The following is a 17,967-nucleotide window of genomic DNA, read 5'->3' on the forward strand; positions in this document are numbered from 1 at the left end:
CATGTCTCTAGTATACGAACTCGCCCCGGCGATCGTTCTCCTGCCGCTCGCATCGTTCGCGCTCGCGCTGTGTTTCGGCCGCTGGATGCCGAAACGCGGCGCTGTCGCCGGGATACTCGCGACCGCCGGAACGCTCGGGCTCTCCATACTCACGCTCGGGTGGCTGTTGGTGAGCGGCGAACCGTACGACCAGACGTGGTACACGCTCGTCGACGCCGAGGCGACGTTCGACCTCAGCTTCGGCATCCTGATCGATCAGCTCTCGGCGGCGATGCTCGTCATCGTCTCGCTCGTCGCTTTTCTCGTGCACGTCTTCTCGCTCGGCTACATGAACGCCGAGGGCGAACCGGGGCTGCCGCGGTACTACGCCGGCCTCGGCCTGTTCACCGCCAGTATGCTCGCGTTCGTGATCGCCGACAACCTGCTCATGGCGTTCGTCTTCTTCGAGCTCGTCGGGCTCTGTTCGTACCTGCTGATCGGCCACTGGTTCGGCCGGGACGCGCCGCCGTCGGCGGCGAAGAAGGCGTTTCTCGTCACCCGCTTCGGCGACTACTTCTTTCTCGTCGGGGTCGTCGGCGTGCTCGTCACGTTCAACACGGCCGGCTTCGCCGGCGGCGAGGGCTTCCCGGCGATCGCCGAGAGCGTCCTCGCCGGCGAGACGACCGTCGAGACGTTCGGGCTCTCCGCCGAGGCGTGGTTCTCCGTGCTCGGGCTACTCGTCTTGGGCGGGGCGTTGGGCAAGTCCGCGCAGTTCCCGTTTCACACCTGGCTGCCCGACGCGATGGAGGGTCCGACGCCGGTGTCGGCGCTGATCCACGCCGCGACGATGGTCGCCGCCGGCGTTTATCTGGTCGCCCGGATGTACGGCTTCTACGCGCTGTTGCCGACCGTGCTCGGGATCATCGCGCTCGTCGGCGGGTTCACCGCTCTGTTCGCCGCGACGATGGCGGTCGTCAAAGACGAGATCAAGCAGGTGCTCGCGTACTCGACGATCAGCCAGTACGGGTACATGATGGTCGCCCTCGGGGCCGGCAGCTACGTCGCCGCGTTCTTCCATCTGACGACGCACGCGATGTTCAAGGCGCTGTTGTTCCTCGGGGCCGGATCGGTCATCATCGCGATGCATCACGACGAGGACATGTGGGAGATGGGCGGGCTCAAAGAGCGCATGCCGGTCACCTACCTCACCTTCCTCGCCGGATCGCTCGCGCTTGCGGGCATCTTCCCTTTCTCGGGCTTTTGGTCGAAAGACGAGGTCCTCTTCGAGACGCTCGTCCACGCCCTCGGCGGGAGCCCGCTGCTTTTCGGCGCGTACGCGATGGCGCTGTCGGCGGTGTTTCTCACCGGCTTTTACACGATCCGGATGGTGCTTTTGACGTTCCACGGCGAGCCGAGAAGCGACACCGCCGCGGACCCACACGGCGTCGGCGCGAGCGTCAGGTTCCCGCTTGTGGTGCTCGGCGTGCTGGCCGTCGTCGCCGGGGCGATCAACCTCGTTCCGGTCGAGAAGCTCTCCGGCCTGCGGGTCTCGTTTCTCTCGGAGTACCTCGGCCGCGATCTCGGGCTGTCGACGCATGCCGGCCGGTACAGCGCGCTGTTGAGCGACTACGCCGGCTACCAGAGCGCGTACGTCGCCGGCGAACAGACGACGGTGGTTCTCGGCGCCGGGCTCGGGCTCGGCTTGGCGCTTCTCGGCGCCGGGTCGGCCTACGGGCTCTACCGGGGCGCGTCACCGACCCGCCACACGGCGAAACTCGGCGGCATCCGGACGCTTCTCGCGAACAACTACTACCAGGACGAGTACCAGGTGTGGCTCGCGGAGGGACTCACCGTCCGGCTGTCGGCGGCGGCTGACACGTTCGATCAGGGCGTCATCGACGGCGGCGTCAACGCCGTCTCGAGCGTGAGCCTCCTTTCGGGCGATCGGATCCGGCGCGTCCAGACCGGAACTGTGACGAACTACCTGGCGCTCGTCACGCTGTGTCTGCTCGTGTTGCTCGTCGTGTTCGCGCTCCTCGGGGGGTGGCTCTGAATGCTGATCGAGGCCATCATCGCGGCCTGTCTCCTCTCGGCCGCGGTCGTCTTCGTCTCGCCGGACCGGTACGCCCACAAACTCGCCCTCGGGCTGTCGGTCCCGCCGCTCGCGCTGTCGCTGTACGCGTACGCCGCCTTCGAGGGCAGCGGCAACGCCTTACTCGGCGGCGAGATCGCCTACGAGACGTTCACCGAGTGGCTTCGCTTCGGCCCGTACGCGGTCAACTACCACGTCGGGCTCGACGGCATCTCCCTGCCGCTCGTCGTCCTCTCGACGGTGCTGACGACGCTCGCGCTGTTGAGCGCGTGGACGCCGATCGACGAGCGACAAAGCGAGTTCTACGGCCTCGTGTTGTTCCTTGAGGGGAGTCTCGTCGGCGTCTTCGCCGCGCTCGATTTCGTCCTGTGGTTCGTCTTCTGGGAGGCCGTGTTGATCCCCATGTACCTGCTCATCGGCGTGTGGGGCGGCCCGCGCCGGAAGTACGCCGCGATCAAGTTCTTCGTGTACACCAACATCGCCTCGCTCGTGATGTTCATCGGCTACTTCGGGCTGGTGTTCGGCCTCGGTGACGCGATCTCCTCGACGGGGATGCCGGAGGTCGCACAGGCGCTCCGGGCGGGGCAACTCGGCTCGCTCGGGACCTCCGCCGCGGCGATCCCGGCGGACGCCCTCGCGATGGGCGCCTTCCTCGCAATGTTCGTCGGCTTCGCGGTGAAGGTCCCCATCGTTCCGTTCCACACGTGGCTGCCCGACGCCCACGTCGAGGCGCCGACGCCGGTCTCGGTGCTTCTGGCCGGCGTGCTCCTGAAGATGGGGACGTACGCGCTGTTGCGGTTCAACTTCACGATGCTGCCCGAACAGGCCGCGATCCTGGCCGTTCCGATCGCGGCGATCGCGGTGGTCTCGATCATCTACGGGGCGATGCTCGCCCTGGCCCAGCAGGACCTCAAGCGCGTCGTCGCCTACTCGTCGGTCTCGTCGATGGGGTACGTCATCCTCGGGCTGATCGCCTACACCGTCTACGGCGTCGGCGGCGCGACCTTCCAGATGATCGCCCACGGGCTCATCTCCGGGCTCCTGTTCATGACCGTCGGCGTCTTCTACAACGCGACCCACACCCGGATGATCGGCGACATGTCGGGGCTGGCCGGCCGGATGCCCGTGACGGCGACCGTCTTCGTCGCCGGCGCGTTCGCGTACATGGGCCTGCCGCTCATGGCCGGCTTCATGGCCGAACTGTTCGTGTTCCTCGGCGCGTTCGGCTCAACGGTGCTGCCGGCCGCACCGGTTTTCACCGCGGCGGCGATGTTCGGGATCGTCATCGTCGCGGGGTATCTCCTGTGGGCGATGCAGCGGTCGCTCTTCGGCCCGTTCCGACTCGAGACCGACTACGAACTCGCCCGGGCCCCCGCCCACGACATCGTTCCGATCGTGACGCTTCTCGCTCTCGTTATCGCGCTGGGGGTCGCACCCGACATCTTCTTCGAGATGATCCGGGACGCGACGCTCGACGTCGTCGCCTTCGACTTCGGGGGTGAGAGCCCGTGAGCGCGAGTTCGGTGACGGCCGCAACGGCGCTTCTCGCCCCGGCGGCCGCGTTCGTCCTCGCGGCGCTTGCGATGTTCGTGATCGACGCGTTCGGCGCCGAGGAGACGAGCGGGCTCGTCCTCGCCGTGGTCTCGACCGCGGGCTCGATCGCGGCGCTTTCGATCTCCGGGCTGCTGTTGGCCTCCGGGGCCGCCGCCGGCGGCGTCGCGCTGTTCGGCGGGCAGCTCGTCGTCGACGGGATGAGCCTGCTTTTCACCTTCGTCTTCGGCAGCGTCACGGCGCTCGTCTCGGTCGCGTCGCTCGATTACACCCGCGGGCGGCCCTACAAGACCGAGTACTACCTCCTGATCCTGCTCGCGGCGACCGGGATGTCGCTTCTGGCGTCCGCAAACAGCCTCGCCGTCGTCTTCGTCGCGCTCGAACTCACGAGCCTGCCCTCGTACGCTCTCGTCGCCTACCTGAAGAACAACCGCGGCTCCGTCGAGGGGGCGTTGAAGTACTTCTTCGTCGGGGCGCTCTCCTCTGGGATCATGCTGTACGGGATCTCGCTCGTGTACGCCTCGACGGGGAGCCTGCTGTTGGCCGACGTCGCCGCCGCGAGCGGCGAGGCGTCGGCGACCTATCCGGGCGTGTTCGGCGTCGGCATCCTGTTGATCATCGGCGGACTCGCCTTCAAGACGGCCTCGGTGCCGTTTCACTTCTGGGCGCCCGACGTCTACGAGGGCGCGCCCGCGCCGGTGGCGGCGTTTCTGTCCTCGGCCTCGAAGGCGGCCGGCTTCGTCGTCGCCTTCCGGGTCCTCGTCGTCGGGTTCCCGATCGAAACCATCGCCGGCACGCTCGATTGGGTGTTGGTCTTCCAGATCCTCGCGGTCGTCACGATGACCGTCGGGAACTTCGCCGCGGCCACACAGGAGAACGTAAAGCGGATGCTCGCGTACTCCTCGATCGGCCACGCCGGATACGCCCTCATCGGCCTGGCCGCGCTGACGAACGTCGGCGGCGTCGGGGCCGAGTCGACCGTCCTCGGCGCGAGCGTGTTACACCTGCTCGTCTACGGCTTCATGAACACCGGCGCCTTCCTCTTTGTCGCGCTGGCCGAACACTGGGAGATCGGCCGGACCTTCGAGGACTACAACGGCCTCGGGGCTGAGGCCCCGATCGCCTGCGTCGCGATGACGGTGTTTCTGTTCTCGCTTGCGGGCCTGCCCGTCGGCGGCGGCTTCGTCTCGAAGTACTACCTCTTTGCGGGGGCCGTCGGGGCGGGGGTCTGGTGGCTCGCCTTGATCGGGGCGATAAACAGCGCCCTCAGCCTGTTTTACTACAGCCGCGTCGTCAAGGCGATGTGGATCGAATCGCCGGCAGAACCGTTCGCGATCGAGCGGTACCCGACCGCGCTGTACGCGGCCCTGCTCACGGCCGCGGTCGTGACTGTCGTCCTGCTGCCCGGAATCTTGGTCGTCGACGGGACGGCCTTCGACGCGGCGGCGGCGCTGTTCTGACGAGGACCGTTCAGCACTCTTTAGGCCGTCGCTGTTCTCCGTCCGGTATGGATCGTCTGGTGCTCGGCTGTGGGGCGATCGGTCGTCGCTTTTTGACCCGACTCCGGGAGCGGTCGGCGTCGCTTCTCGTCCTCACGGAGGACGCGGACGCGGCCGACTCCCTCCGGGACGTCGGCTTCGACGCCCGCTGTGTCGATACCACCGTCGCCGCCGATGTCCGCACCGTCGCCGGCGACGCCGACTCGGTCGTCGTCGCCGAACCCGGACCGGCCCGCCTCCGCGCCGTCGTCGCCGCTGCCCGCGCGGCGTACCCCGACGCGTTCCTCATGGCCTGCGTCGACGGCGACACGGGCGTCGACGACCGAACCGCCGTCCGGGCGGCCGCCGATCGGATCGTCGAGATCCCTGGGGCGGCGGGCCGGACCATCGCCGAACGGGTCGGCGGCGACGGGATCCGGACGCGGCGACTCCGCCACGCTCTCGAGGACATCGACGGGACGCTCGGCGTCTTCGCCCACAGCGATCCGGACCCCGACGCGATCGCCGCCGCGATCGGGCTCCGCCGGATCGCCGCCGCCGCCGGCGTCGAGGCGGTCGCGTGTTACTCCGGCGAGATCAACCACCAGGAGAACCGCGCCTTGGTTAACCTCTTCGAGTACGACCTGCGGTGCGTCCCGCCCGACGCCGACCTCTCCGCGTACGACGCCTTCGCGCTCGTCGATCACTCCCAGCCCGGCGTCAACGACGACCTCCCCGAGGACACGGAGATCGACATCGTCATCGACCACCACCCGCCGCGGGGACCGGTCGAGGCCGAGTTCGTCGACCTGCGCAGCAGCGTCGGGGCGACCTGCACGCTCATCGAAGAACACCTCACGGGGCTCGGGATCGATCCCGGCGAGGCCCTCGCGAGCGGCCTCCTGTACGGCATCCGGACCGATACCCAGGATCTCAGCCGCGGCGTCTCCGGCGCCGACTTCGAGGCCGCCGCGGGGCTGATCGACGCGGCCGACGGCGACCGCCTCCGGCAGGTCGAGTCCCCGAGTGTCACCTCCGAGACGATCGAGACGCTCGGACGCGCGATCGCGAACCGCTCCGTCGAGTCCGGCGTGCTCGTCTCCTGTGTCGGTCGGCTCTCGGATCGGGACACGCTGGCGCAGGCCGCCGACCGGTTGCTCGGCATGGAGGGCGTGACGACCGTGCTCGTGTTCGGGTACACCGACGACACCGTCTTCGTCTCCTCGCGCTCGCGCGGGACCGACACGGACCTCGGCGAGGTGCTCCGGGAGGCGTTCGGCCAGATCGGCAACGCGGGCGGGCACGCCGACATGGCCGGCGCACAGATCCCCGCCGGCATCCTCACTGAGGGCTCGCCAGAGGGCGAACGTGGCGAGATCATCACCGATGTCGTCACGGAACGGTTCTTCGACGCCCTCGGGATCGCGCCCGACTACGCCGCCGCCCTCGTGTACTCCGAGTTCATCGACGCCGGCGAGGGGCCGTGAGTACCCTCGCGGGCGGTGGCCTTTTTATTCAGCGGGACCGTCGGTGTGGCAATGGCCGACGACGCGGACCCAGGCGGCGCCAAGCCGAAGGTGAACGATTACATGACGCGCGACGTGGTGACGGTCTCGCCGGACGAAACCGTCGCCGAGGTCGCAGAGCGCATCGCCGGTAGCGAGGAGCACAGCGGCTTTCCGGTCTGTGACGGCCGCCGCGTCAACGGGTTCATCAGCGCGCGAGATCTGCTGCTTGCCGACGATCGGGAGCCGATATTCAAGATCATGACGGACGACATCATCGTCGCGCACCCCGACATGGGGATCACGGACGCCGCGCGCGTCATCCTGCGTTCGGGCATCCAGCGGCTCCCCGTCGTCGACGACGCCGGCAACCTCGTCGGGATCATCTCGAACGCCGACGTCATCCGCTCGCAGATCGAGCGCGCCACCCCCGAGAAGGTCGGGAAACTGAAACAGACGCTCGAAAACATCCACGGCGTCGAGGCCGACGAACAGCGCCGTACGGTCGATCTCTCGGCGCTGACGCCGACGCAGACGAAGGTGTACACCGACGAGTTAGAGGGCCGGATATACGAGCTCCAGAACGGTCTCGCCGAGCCGCTCGTCGTGATCGACAACGCGGGGTCTCTCCTCCTCGCCGACGGCCACCACCGCGTCAAGGCCGCCGACAGGCTCGGCATCGAGGAGATGGACGCCTACCTGATCCGCCTCGACACCCGCGTCGATCTCGGCATGGCCGAGACCGCAAAAAAAAGCGACCTCGAGTCGATCGACGACATCGAGGAGGTCGACTACGCACACCACCCCCTCGTCGAGACCACGGAGCGGCTACAGGATCCGGACCCGAACCAGAACCGAGAGTGATCGCCGCGCGTTCAGGCCTCCGGATACCGCCGGGAGACGACCACGACCAGCCCCAAAATAACCGTCAGAAGCGTGCCGATCGTCAACATCCCGAACGCGGCCAGCCCGACCGGCGTGGGCTGAAACGTCACGAGCCCGAGAAACGTCACAGCCTCGAGATCCCGCAGACCGATGCTCCCGATCGCCGCACCCATCCCGCCCGCGATCCCGATCACGACGACATAGAGCGTCACGATCACGCGCCGTCCGCCGATCCCGCCGTTCACTTCGCTCACAGCTACGACTCCGGATGCCACGCCGATGAGGCTTTCTCTTCGCTCCGTCCGTTCTGAAACGCTTTTCATCCGGTGTGTCCAACCGACCGTATGACAGAACCGCGTCGGCAGTTCAGCGAGAAGGAGTACCTCCTGTTCGTCCTCGTCGGTGTCGCGTTGCTCATGTCGCTCACCGCGATCGTCCTTGTCGTAACGTCGGTCTGAGAGGACAGAACGAAACGCCGATTCCGCCCGTTCCGAGTCGGGCCCGCTTCAGGCCTGCTCGGAACCGCCGTCCGTCGCGACCGACTCCCCGTCCGCGCCGCCGTCGGTGGCGACCGCGCTCTCGGACTCCGTCTCGCCGCCGTCGGTGGCGGCGAGTTGCTGTTCGAACCACGCGAACTCGCGGCCGTGAAGCCCGTACTCCTTCGTGTTCCAGGGGTCGGGATCGGTGACTTTGCCGCCCTTCTTCCAGGACCAGACGACGTTGAGCAGCCACAGGATCGTCCCCACGGCGATGATGACGGCCCCGGCGGTCATCACCTGATGGAGGAACGTGATCTCCGTGAGCGGGGCGAGTTCGGGGTTGAAGTCGCTGTACGTGGCGTAGCGCCGCGGCATCCCGAAGTACCCCGCCAGAAGCATCGCGAAGAAGGTGATGTTGACGCCGATCATCGACAGCCAGAAGTGCCCCTTCGCGAGCTTCCGGTTGTACATCCGGCCGGTGACGATCGGGAACCAGTAGTAGATCGCCCCGAACCCGGCGAAGGCGATCATCCCCATCACGATGTAGTGGAAGTGCCCCACGACGTAGTACGTCTCGTGGAGGATGAGGTTCACCGGCACCGACGCGAGGAAGACGCCCGTGATCCCGCCGATGACGAAGTTCGCGACGAACCCGATACAGAACAGCATCGGCGCGGTCAGCCTGACCTTGCCGTTCCACAGGGTCGTGATCCAGTTGAACGTCTTGACCGCCGACGGGATCGCAATCGCGAGCGACGTCGCCATGAACGACGCGCGGATGCGGGGGTCCATCCCGCTGCCGAACATGTGGTGTGCCCACACGCCGAACGAGAGGACGCCGATCGCGAGCGTCGAGTAGACGACGAACTTGAACCCGAACAGCTTCCGGCCCGCGAACTTCGGAAGGATCCACGAGACCAGCCCCATCATCGGAAGCACAAGGATGTAGACCTCGGGGTGCCCGAAGAACCAAAACAGGTGCTGCCAGAGTATCGGGCCGCCGCCCTCCACCGCGAAGAAGGTCGTCGCGAAGTTCCTATCCAACAGCAGCATGATGAGCGCGCTCCCGAGAAGCGGGAACGCAAAGAGGATGAGCCCCGACTGGGTGAGGATCGTCCAACTGAAGATGTCGAGGTTCGCCCAGGTGACGTCGTCCCCGCGCTCGGTGAATATGGTGGCGATGAAGTTGATCGCGCCCATCGTGGCGGAGACGCCCGTCAGGTGCAGACCCAACAGCATGAGGTCGACGCCGGGGTTGCTCTGCTCGACCGAAAGCGGCGTGTACATCGTCCAGGAGGTCTGTGCGGGGCTGATCGCGATGTCGAGCGGGATGGTGAAAAACCCGGCCCAGATGAGCAGGGCCGCCGGGGGCAACAGCCAAAACGCGATGGCGTTGATCCGCGGGAACGCCATGTCGTCGGCGTCGATCAAAAGCGGGACGAAGTAGTTCGAGAAGGCCGCGATGATCGGCGTCCCGAAGAGAAACAGCATCGTGATGCCGTGGCTCGTCAGGAGCGCGTTGTACATCTCGGGGCTGATGTACGTCTCCGCGGCCGTGAACAGTTCGAACCGCATTATCATAACCGACACGCCGCCCCAGAGGAAGGCGATGACGCCGTACATCCCATAGAGGATGCCGATGTCCTTGTGGTCGACGGTCGTCAGCCACCGGGTGATCCCGGAGGGTTTGTGTGCGAGTCCGCTTCCTGGTTCATGTGCGTGCCCGCCATCGGTGGCGACCCGGGTGCGATCGACGAACGGGAGGCGTCCCCACCAGCCGTTCACCCGGGCGACGAACCCGAGCGCGGCGAGGAAGACCGCCCCCACGAGGGCTGCCATCGCGAGCTGTTCTGCAACCATGGTTGTCTACTCCGTACGTCGGTCCGCGGGTACAGAAAGGTTGCGCTCTCAGACCCGGCGACAGACGGCGCCTCCGGGGACACTCCGGCGGCGCAGCGGTCACCGCGCCGCTCGAAGGGTTAAAACACCGACACGGGCCGACCGGGGCGTCGGCTCGGGGCTACTCCTCGCCGGCCGATCGGGCGACCTCGGCGTCGGCCTCGGAGTACCCCGGCTCCGCCTGCTCGTCGTCCCTGCTCCCCTCGATCGCGTTCCCCGAGTAGTACGTCAACATTAACAGGGCGATCCCGGGGATGATGACGAGGCTCATCTGGACGAGGACGATGAGCGGATCGCCGGGAAACGGCGCCAACACGAGAAAGAGCAGCACGAAAAACAGGAGGATACCGAGCGGTATGAAGTTGACCGACAGGTCCAGCATCGTTTCGCGGTCGAAGATGCGGTCACTCATTACGCCCTCTAGAGGTGCGATGGGTAATAGGTTACACGGTCGGTGCCAGGGCTTGAGCGCGGGCGTCGGGGTACGCCCCGGAGCCGGGCGTTCAGCGCCGCAGTACTCTCGGCGCGGCGACGCCGAGCGCGGCGAGCACCACGCCCGTTCCGGTCACCGTGATCCCCCGCTGTTCGACCGCGTTGCCAGAGACGGCGCCGAGGAAACTGCTCGGGGCCGTGACGTCCGCCTGCGTCGCGAGGATGAGCACGCCGACCGCACAGAGCGCCACGCCGAGCCCCGAGAGCAGCCGCCACGGCGAGGCGACGTAGCCCGCCTCGTGGACGATCCCGGAGACGCTGCCGACGAACATCGCGAGCCCGCCGATCGCGAGCGGGTAGAACCCGAAGACGATCCCGATCTCGCTGAACACGAGCCCGAGGACCACGACGATCGGCCACGGGCTCGTCTTGTCGTACCGGTCGGACGCCGGTTCGGACTCCGTGCTCATACGCACCCATCGGCGCGGCGGTAAAAAGACGCGTCGGTTGCCGACCGTCGGCCCGAGATCGATCAGACGATCGCGCCGACGTATAACACGACGACGAGAAACACCCACACGATGTCGACGAAGTGCCAGTACATCGAGACCGTGCTGACGGAGACGTGCTTTTCGGCGGAGTAATGCCCGTACAGCGCCCGGATGAACAGGATCGAGAGCAGCACCGCCCCGAGGCTGACGTGGAGGCCGTGCAGCCCCGTCAGCCCGTAGAAGGCCGTCCCGTAGGCGCCGTCGGTGAGGCTGAACCCGAGGTGGACGATGAACTCGTAGTACTCGTAGACCTGCCCCGCGAGGAAGACGAGCCCGAGCCCGAGCGTCGCCCCGAGGAGCCGGACGAACCGCGTCCGGTCGCCGTTCAACAGCGCGTGGTGCGCGTAGTGGATCGTCACCGAACTCGCGATCAACACGAGCGTGTTCGCGATCACCAGCGTGCTCAACACCTCGCCGTCGGCGACGATCGGCGGGAGGTCACTCCACGACCCCGCGCGGATGAAGAAGTAGTAGATGAACCCGGCCCCGAAGGTCGCGACCTCCGTCGCGAGGAACAGAAGCATCGTCAGCTTCAGCGGGAAGCCGAAATCGGCGGCCTCGCCCTCCCAGAAATCGACGATGAAGGCGTGGTACAGCCAGCCGTACAGGCCGGTGAGGAACACGAACGTGCTCAGAACGAAGACGGCGCCGCCCGCGACCGGGCTGACGATCGGACTCTGTCCCTGCCCCAGGACGTACAGCGCCGCGCCGATGTAGAACCCCGAGCCGCCGAGAGCGCTGATAAACGGCCACCACGAGGCCTCTCCGAAGCCCTTGGGCCAGTCCTCGACCGCCGGGAGGTGGTGCTCACTATCGTGGCCGTGGCCCCGGCCGTCGTCGGTTTCGATGCTCATAGTCGCGTGGTACGGCCGGAACGATAAAAACCCATCTGATGCCGCCGGCCGCTCCCGTCGGCTCTCACTCCTGGGCTCGCTGCTCGCTGAGCCACTCGTCGTACGCCTCGGGTTCCATGACGATGAACTCGCCGTTCATCTGGGAGTGTCCCGCGCCGCAGTACTGCGTGCAGTAGAACTGGTAGCTCCCCGTCTCGTAGGCCTCCGTCTTGATCGTGTTGTACTCGCCGACGAAGGCCGACTGCTTCAGCCCCAACTCGGGGACGTGCAGCATGTGCAGCCAGAAGGACGAGTAGATGTGCAGGTAGACGGGCCTGTTGGCCGGTATGCGTATCTCGTTTCTCGCCGTCACCGCACCCTCGTCGTAGTGTGACTCCCAGGCGTAGGTGTACGCCTCGACCTCGACCTCGACGGCGTTCGTCTCGTCCTCGTAGGGGCCGACGGCCCCCTCGAGGTCCTCGCTGACGGCCGGTTCGATCCGGTCCTCGCTGTCGATCGGCGTCCCGACCTCCTCGACGGCCAACACCTGATAGGAGGCGAGTCCGACGAAGAGCAACACGACCGCCGTCGTGATCGTCCACGTGATCTCCAGGCGGCGGTTCTCTCTGGTTGGCTTCGGGTCGTCGTTGTTCTTGAACTTGACGACCGCGTAGATGAGGATCGCCTCGACGATGATCGCGATCGGTATCGCCGCGTACAGAAGCGTCGTGTTGAGATCGGTGATGAGCTCGTCGTTGATGCTGCTCTGTGCCGCCGCCGGCTCGACCGCTACGAGCGCGAGAACCCCCACGACCGCGACCGGCAGGATACGGCGCACGTTCATTATCGGGTCTTGGAAACACTCGGTCAAATAACTGCCGCCTTCCCCCCGCGGTGTCGAAAGCGGGAGGTGTAAGTGCTCGCGGACCGAACAGTAGGACAATGCGTACGCCCGAGTTCGTTCCGGTCCTCTCGGCCGCCGTCGTCGGCGTGTACGTCCTCGTGATCGTCGGCGCGACCGCGGCGCTCGCCGACGCCGCGGCCGCCTGCGGCGGGTGGCCGCTGTGTTCGGGCGACCTCTCGGACCCGGCCGTCCTCGTCGCGCTGCTTCATCGCCTCGCGGCCGCGACCGTCGGCGTCGTCGTCGTCGCCGCGGCGCTTCTCGGCTGGTCGGACGGCTCGCGCCGGGTCAGGGCCGCCCTCGCGCTCGCCGTGGCGCTGTACCCGATCCAGGCCGCCATCGGCGGCGTGTTGGCGACCGGTTCGGGGGTCGAACGGCTCCACGTCCTCGTCGCGATGGCGATCTTTGTGGCCCTCGTCGCGGCGCTCGCGTGGCACCTGGAGGCGGAGACCGGACGCGACGACGCCCCCGAGACGACCCCCGAGGCGCCGACGGTCCCTGCGATCGGGACCGACGGGGACGCCGAGCGGCCGGCGGTCGCGGCGCTTTCGCCCCTCAAGCGGCTCAAAACGACCGTCGGCGCGTACGTCCGGCTGATGAAACCGCGGCTGATGTGGCTGCTCTGTCTCGTCGCCGCCGCCGGCATGGTTCTGGCCGGTCGCCCCTCGGTCGGCACCGTGGCGTTCACGCTCGGCGGGGGCGTGTTGGCGATCGGCGCGTCGGGAACGTTCAACCACGTCCTCGAGCGGGACATCGACCGCCGGATGGAGCGGACCGCCGACCGCCCCCTCGCCACCCACGACGTGCCGGTCCGGAACGCGCTCGCCTTCGGCGGCGTCCTGACCGTCGCGTCGCTTTGGGCGTTCCTCTCGGTGAACCTCCTCACGGCCGCGCTCGGGCTCGCGGCGATCGTCTTCTACAGCGTCGTCTACACGCTCATACTGAAACCGAACACGGTCCAAAACACCGTCCTCGGCGGCGCTGCGGGGGCGCTCCCGGCGCTGATCGGGTACGTCGCCGTCGCGGACCGGATCGGTCTGGTCGGCCTCGTCCTGGCCGGGCTCATCTTCGTGTGGACGCCCGCGCACTTCTATAACCTCGCGTTGGCGTACCGCGACGACTACGAACGCGGCGGCTTCCCGATGATGCCCGTCGTCCGCGGTGAGACCGAAACGAGAAAGCAGATCCTCCTGTACCTCGGGGCGACGCTTCTGGGTGCGGGCGTCCTCGCGACCGTCTCGGACCTCGGGTGGCTCTTCGGGGCAACGACGGTGCTCGTCGGCACCGTGTTCCTGTGGATGGTCGTCAGGCTCCACTACGAACAGTCCGAGGGCGCCGCATTCCGGGCGTTCCACGCCTCGAACGCGTATCTCGGTCTCGTCCTCGTCGCGGTCGTCGTCGACGGGCTCGCGGTATGATGCCCGTCCGAAACGCGGTCGGAACGCTCGAGGACTCCACCCGTCGCACCGCTGTCTACACCGCCGTCACCGCCAATACGCTCGTGTTGGCGGTCCTCCTGTACAGCTACGTCAGCGGCCGGACGCCGACGGCGTACTGGTTTTTTCCGATCGTCTGGATCACCGTCGGCGTCTGGGCGCTCGTCCGGACCACCCCGGACCCCGCCGACAGCCGGACGACGTACGCCGCCGCCGCGATCGGGGCCGGGTACTTCCTCGTGTTGGCCGCCGTCGGGGGGATCGTCACCCCGGCGTCCGGCCCGGCGGTCGGGCTGACGGTGCAGTTCACCGAGCTCCCGCCGGGGTGGAACCCCGCGGTGCTGTACGACGGCTCGCTCGTCCAGTTCGCCGTCGTCCCCTACTCGACGTTCGGCTACTTCGTCCTCGCGTACCTCGTCTACGCGACCGCGATCGAGGCCAGAGGCGCCGTCGCCGGCGGACTGCTCGGGCTCTTTTCGTGCGTCTCCTGTACCGTTCCGGTCATCGCGTCGGCCTTCGGCAGCGTCGTCGGCGGAGCGGCCGTGACGACGGCGGTACAGACGCAGACCTACGGCCTCGGGACGGCCGTCTTCGTTGTGACAGTTCTCCTGTTGCTCTACCGGCCGGGGCTCGAGCGGCTCCGGCGGCTCCGGCGGCTGCGCTCCTGAGCGACCACACCTCTTCGGCCACCCGCGAACGGCAGCCTTTAGACGCATCCCCTCTCGAATCGGGTATGGTCGTCAACGCCGAGAACGTTCGTCGGCAGTACGGGGAGGCCGTCGCGCTCTCGGGCGTTTCGCTGTCGATCTCGGCGGGCGAAATATTCGCACTCATCGGCCCGAACGGGGCGGGGAAGACGACGCTGATCCGCGCGCTGACCGGGACCACCGACGCCGAGGGCGAGGTGTCGCTGTTCGGTCGGCCGCCGACCGACGTCGCCCGCCACCGGATCGGGCTGCTCCCCCAGGAGTTCGCGCCCGCAGAGCGGCTGACCGCGCGCGAGCTGATCGCGTACTACGCGGGGCTGTACGACGACGCCCGCGACCCCGACTCGGTGCTCGAGGACGTCGGTCTCACCGACAGCGCAACGACGCACTACGAGGACCTCTCAGGGGGGCAAAAGCGCCGCGCCTGCGTCGGGACGGCCCTCGTCAACGACCCCGAACTGCTGGTCCTCGACGAGCCGACGACCGGGATCGACCCCGCGGGCCGCCGGGACCTCTGGCGGCTCATCGAGGCGCTCGCCGACGGCGGCACGACGGTCCTGCTGACGACGCACTACATGGCGGAAGCCGAGACGCTCGCCGACCGCGTCGGGCTGCTCGCGGCCGGCGAACTCGTCGCGATCGACTCGCCGGCCGCGTTGATCGCCCGCCACGGCGGCGACAGCCGCCTCGTGATCGAGGCCGACGACGAGACGCGGGCGGAGGCGGCGCTCGAAGCTGCCGGCTACGAGCGGCTCCCGGACGCGCGATACGTCGCCGTGGCGGCCGGTCCGAGGGAGATCCCGGCGGTCGTCGACGCCTTGACCGACGCCGACGTCGCCTACGACGGGCTCGCCTGGCGACAGCCCACCCTCGAGGACGTCTACGTCGCGCTGACCGGCACCGACGTCTCGACGGGGGGCGAGGCGTGAGCCGTCCCCGCCGGATCGGGGCCGAGGCCACCGCCGCCTGGCACGCCTTCGTCCGCCGTCGGACGGCGGTGTTTTTCACCTTCTTTTTCCCCGTCATCATCGTCTTCATCTTCGGCGTGTTGGTCCGGACCGACCCGGCCGGTGGCGGGCTTTTCGCCGAGCCGCCGGGGTACTACGTGGCGGGCTATCTCGCCGTCGTCGTCCTGTTCACGCCGCTGTCCCGCGTCGGCAGCGAGGTCGCCCGCCACCGCGCCGGCAACCGCTTCGAGAAGCTCGCAACGACGCCGCTGACGCGGGCCGAGTGGCTCTTCGCACAGACGCTCGTCAACGTCGTTGTCATCGGGCTGGCGTCGTTTCTGATCCTGGTTTCGGTCGTCCTCTCGACCGGCGCGGCCTTCGTCGCCTCGCCGCTCGCCGTCGCGTACGTCGCCCTCGGCGTCGCGCTGTTCTGTGGGTTCGGCGCGCTGTTGGGTCGCCTCGCGGACTCACAGGACGGCGTCATCGCCGCGTCGAACGGCGTTGCGCTCCCGCTTTTGTTCCTCTCGGAGACGTTCGTCCCGCCGGACATGCTCCCGGCGTGGTTCGTCCCGCTGATCGAACTGTCGCCGCTCACGTACTTCGCCCGCGGGCTCCGGGCGGCGACGTACGACCCGTCGACGCCGGCCGCGAGCACCGCGCGGGCGGGCCTCGTCGGCGCGGACCCGATCGCAAACCTCGTCGTCCTCGCGGCCCTCTCGGTCGGCTTCTTCGTCGCCGGCGCGTACGCGCTCCCGCGGACCGACTGACCCCCGCCTCGCTCACTCGAGCGCCTCTAAGACCGGGATCTCCGCGCGCTGCGTCTCGGTCAGGTCCTCGCGGTACACGCCGTCGGGCTTCGCGAACGGTCCGTCCGTCCGGATCGTCCGGGTCGGCGTACAGATCGCGTCGATCGGCACGTCGTGTCGGGCCGGCCGCACCTCCTCGGAGATCACCTGCTCGTCGTGGACGGTCGTCACGACCGGCGTCTCCGCGCCCACCCGATCGAACTCCCTGAGAACCCCGTACTCGAGGTCGCTGTACCCCTCGCCCTTCCCGATCCGGACGCCGGCCTCGGTCACCGCGACGCTCCCGGCAACGATCGCGTCGATCTCGGGGACCGCCTCGGGCCCTCTCGGCACCCCGAACTCCGACACCTTCGAGACCGTCGCAGCGGCGTCGGTGTCGTCGATCCCCGCCGGGTCGAGTTCGAGAAAACAGGCCCGCTGCGTGAGCCGCGGGACGGCCATGTACACCGTCGTTCCCCGATCCAACAGCCGGCGTCTAAGCGGGAGCTGCGGGGCGTCCGGGTTCGCTTTGACCGCCTCTGCCTCCGCCAGCGCCGGCAGCGACATAGCCCGCTCGGCGGCCGCCGCCGCGCCCTCGAAGTTGGTGATCCGGCCCTGCGGCGGGAACGGGAACCGCGCGAGCCCGGCCTCCTCGAGGCGGTCCCAGACCCGCGTCCGGATCGCCTCCTTTTGTGACATCGCCCTACGCCATCCCCCGGACGAACTCGATCTGCTCGGGGCCGTAGTAGAACGTCAACATGAGGTACGCGACGACGCCCAACACGAGGCTGACGAGCCACGCCGAGACGGCGATCCGGCCGACCGTCGCGTGAGCCGTCCGTTTCAGCTCGCTCGGCGTCCGGGTCACCCCGAGCGTGATCGCGTACAACACGAACGGCACCGCGAGCACCGACAGGAGGATGTGGACCCCGAGCATCCCCAGATAGAGGCTCCGGAGCGGCGCGCCCGCGACGATCTCCTTTCGGCCGCCGCCGCCGGTCTTCAGCAGGTACATCACGAGAAAGACGAGGATCAACAGAAACGCCGAGATCATCGCCGCCCGGTGTTTCTCGATCTGATCGGTCCGGATGAAGTAGATGCCCGCAAGCAGCGTTCCGATCGTCGCCGTGTTGACGACCGCGATCGCGTCCGACAGCAGGTCGACGGTCCCCTCCGAGATCTCCGGGTAGATCCCGGTGTCGGCGTACAGCGTCCCCACGACGACGACGTACCCGACGACCGTGAGGAGAGCCGCGAGCGCCCGGGGGTGCTCGCGGGCGATCCCCCCGCGTACAGTGGACATAGCCTTCGTAGACATCGGCACCCAAAGACGGCTTCGTTTTCCCGCACGGATTGACGGTTCCTCCTCGCCTCCACGTCCGTTTCCGTCTTCGGCTTTGTCCCGTCTCCGGTCCCGCTCTGCTCTGTTTCGTTTTGCTCCGCCTTCGTCTTTTTTTGCCTTCGTTTCCGCCCTCGCGCTCGGTTCCGGGTTCGCCCCGGTCCGACC

The 17,967-nt window shown here is 67.8% G+C and carries 17 protein-coding genes; 9 read left to right on the plus strand and 8 right to left on the minus strand.

Translation table 11 applies throughout. The features are described from left to right. Position 1: 1 nt before the first annotated feature. From nuoL to Q0916_RS03250, 5 genes are read left to right on the plus strand one after another with little or no spacing between them, the layout of a single operon-like run. Positions 2–2,032 (plus strand): NADH-quinone oxidoreductase subunit L, encoded by a 2,031-nt coding sequence (nuoL, locus tag Q0916_RS03230; RefSeq protein ID WP_299234318.1) that lies wholly within the window; start codon positions 2–4, stop codon positions 2,030–2,032. After that, positions 2,033–3,583, plus strand: coding sequence for a complex I subunit 4 family protein (locus tag Q0916_RS03235; RefSeq protein ID WP_299234321.1), 1,551 nt, complete (start codon positions 2,033–2,035; stop codon positions 3,581–3,583). After that, positions 3,580–5,082, plus strand: a complete 1,503-nt coding sequence (locus tag Q0916_RS03240; RefSeq protein WP_299234324.1) for an NADH-quinone oxidoreductase subunit N — start codon at positions 3,580–3,582, stop codon at positions 5,080–5,082. The genes Q0916_RS03235 and Q0916_RS03240 overlap by 4 nt, the downstream gene beginning before the upstream one ends. Before the next feature lie 47 nt (positions 5,083–5,129). Continuing rightward, entirely contained in the window at positions 5,130–6,587 is a 1,458-nt protein-coding gene (locus tag Q0916_RS03245) for a DHH family phosphoesterase (RefSeq protein WP_299234327.1), read from the plus strand. Between the two features lie 51 nt (positions 6,588–6,638). Continuing rightward, entirely contained in the window at positions 6,639–7,469 is an 831-nt protein-coding gene (locus Q0916_RS03250) for a CBS pair associated ParBc domain-containing protein (RefSeq protein ID WP_299234328.1), read from the plus strand. 11 nt (positions 7,470–7,480) lie between these two features. Here the strand turns inward: Q0916_RS03250 and Q0916_RS03255 are convergent, their stop codons facing one another. The 6 genes from Q0916_RS03255 to coxB form a co-directional block, all read right to left on the minus strand. Continuing rightward, the gene (locus Q0916_RS03255) at positions 7,481–7,744 is read right to left on the minus strand and encodes a DUF7520 family protein (protein WP_299234330.1); all 264 of its coding nucleotides are present in this window, start codon (positions 7,742–7,744) and stop codon (positions 7,481–7,483) included. 252 nt (positions 7,745–7,996) lie between these two features. Beyond that, positions 7,997–9,829 (minus strand): cytochrome c oxidase subunit I, encoded by a 1,833-nt coding sequence (locus tag Q0916_RS03260; protein ID WP_299234332.1) that lies wholly within the window; start codon positions 9,827–9,829, stop codon positions 7,997–7,999. Positions 9,830–9,989: 160 nt separating this feature from the next. Then, positions 9,990–10,280, minus strand: a complete 291-nt coding sequence (locus Q0916_RS03265) for a DUF6684 family protein (RefSeq protein ID WP_299234334.1) — start codon at positions 10,278–10,280, stop codon at positions 9,990–9,992. Between the two features lie 91 nt (positions 10,281–10,371). Continuing rightward, the gene (locus tag Q0916_RS03270) at positions 10,372–10,770 is read right to left on the minus strand and encodes a DUF7541 family protein (protein ID WP_299234336.1); all 399 of its coding nucleotides are present in this window, start codon (positions 10,768–10,770) and stop codon (positions 10,372–10,374) included. Positions 10,771–10,832: 62 nt separating this feature from the next. Further along, positions 10,833–11,705: a cytochrome c oxidase subunit 3 gene (locus Q0916_RS03275; RefSeq protein WP_299234338.1), complete on the minus strand. Its 873-nt coding sequence runs from the start codon at positions 11,703–11,705 to the stop codon at positions 10,833–10,835. Between the two features lie 64 nt (positions 11,706–11,769). After that, positions 11,770–12,528, minus strand: a complete 759-nt coding sequence (gene coxB, locus Q0916_RS03280) for a cytochrome c oxidase subunit II (protein WP_299234340.1) — start codon at positions 12,526–12,528, stop codon at positions 11,770–11,772. A gap of 98 nt (positions 12,529–12,626) precedes the next feature. On the opposite strand from coxB, the gene Q0916_RS03285 reads away from it, so the two are divergent. The 4 genes from Q0916_RS03285 to Q0916_RS03300 all read left to right on the plus strand — a co-directional run bounded on the left by Q0916_RS03285 (position 12,627) and on the right by Q0916_RS03300 (position 16,442). Then, positions 12,627–14,003: a heme o synthase gene (locus Q0916_RS03285; protein WP_299234342.1), complete on the plus strand. Its 1,377-nt coding sequence runs from the start codon at positions 12,627–12,629 to the stop codon at positions 14,001–14,003. Beyond that, positions 14,000–14,689, plus strand: a complete 690-nt coding sequence (locus tag Q0916_RS03290) for a DUF7546 family protein (RefSeq protein WP_299234344.1) — start codon at positions 14,000–14,002, stop codon at positions 14,687–14,689. Before Q0916_RS03285 ends, Q0916_RS03290 begins: the two co-directional genes overlap by 4 nt. A 65-nt stretch (positions 14,690–14,754) precedes the next feature. Next, the gene (locus Q0916_RS03295) at positions 14,755–15,657 is read left to right on the plus strand and encodes an ABC transporter ATP-binding protein (protein WP_299234347.1); all 903 of its coding nucleotides are present in this window, start codon (positions 14,755–14,757) and stop codon (positions 15,655–15,657) included. Next, a complete protein-coding gene (locus tag Q0916_RS03300; RefSeq protein WP_299234351.1) occupies positions 15,654–16,442 on the plus strand; it encodes an ABC transporter permease in 789 nt (262 codons plus the stop codon). Before Q0916_RS03295 ends, Q0916_RS03300 begins: the two co-directional genes overlap by 4 nt. 12 nt (positions 16,443–16,454) lie before the next feature. On the opposite strand, the gene Q0916_RS03305 is transcribed toward Q0916_RS03300, so the two are convergent. Further along, positions 16,455–17,159, minus strand: a complete 705-nt coding sequence (locus Q0916_RS03305; RefSeq protein ID WP_299234354.1) for a 5-formyltetrahydrofolate cyclo-ligase — start codon at positions 17,157–17,159, stop codon at positions 16,455–16,457. A 4-nt stretch (positions 17,160–17,163) separates the two neighbouring features. Next, a complete protein-coding gene (locus tag Q0916_RS03310; protein ID WP_299234357.1) occupies positions 17,164–17,763 on the minus strand; it encodes a DUF420 domain-containing protein in 600 nt (199 codons plus the stop codon). Between the last annotated feature and the right edge of the window lie 204 nt (positions 17,764–17,967).

The organism is Natronomonas sp., from assembly GCF_028274965.1.
In the GTDB taxonomy this organism is placed as follows: domain Archaea; phylum Halobacteriota; class Halobacteria; order Halobacteriales; family Haloarculaceae; genus Natronomonas.